Genomic DNA, 612 nt, shown 5'->3' on the forward strand with positions numbered 1-612 from the left:
TTCCTTCGATCGTGTATGGCGTGTTCGGGTTGGGTTTCTTTGTCTATACCATCGGAGCCTCCATCGATAACGTGTTTTATGCCGAGCGATTGCCTGCGCCAACTTTCGGTACGCCGGGTTTGTTGTGGTCGGCTTTGACGCTAGCAGTATTAACACTGCCCGTGGTTATTGTTACGACAGAGGAAGGCTTAACACGTATTCCGAGCTCAGTACGCCACGGTTCTTTGGCGCTTGGCGCGACGCAATTTGAAACGTTGTGGCGCGTGGTATTACCAATGGCAACGCCTGCGATTATCACCGGTTTGATTCTGGCGATTGCGCGTGCCGCAGGGGAAGTCGCGCCATTAATGCTAGTGGGGGTTGTGAAACTGGCGTCCAGTTTGCCTGTTGATGGTCAGTTCCCTTACGTGCATTTGGACAGAAAGTTCATGCACTTAGGTTTTCATATTTACGACGTTGGATTTCAAACCTCCAACATTGAAGCGGCGCGCCCGCTGGTGTATGCCACTTCCTTCTTACTCGTTACCGTGATTGTCGGACTAAACTTAACAGCAATCAGCATTCGCAATAATTTACGAGAAAAATACAGAACGTTAGGACAAGATTAAGTAT

1 protein-coding gene is annotated in these 612 nt (G+C 49.2%); it reads left to right on the forward strand.

The genetic code is table 11. The features are described from left to right. On the forward strand, positions 1 to 608 hold a 608-nt coding region (locus R7R78_RS27655; protein ID WP_225474798.1), incomplete at its 5' end, for a PstA family ABC transporter permease. Between the last annotated feature and the right edge of the window lie 4 nt (positions 609 to 612).

Source organism: Vibrio sp. 2134-1 (genome assembly GCF_033339495.1).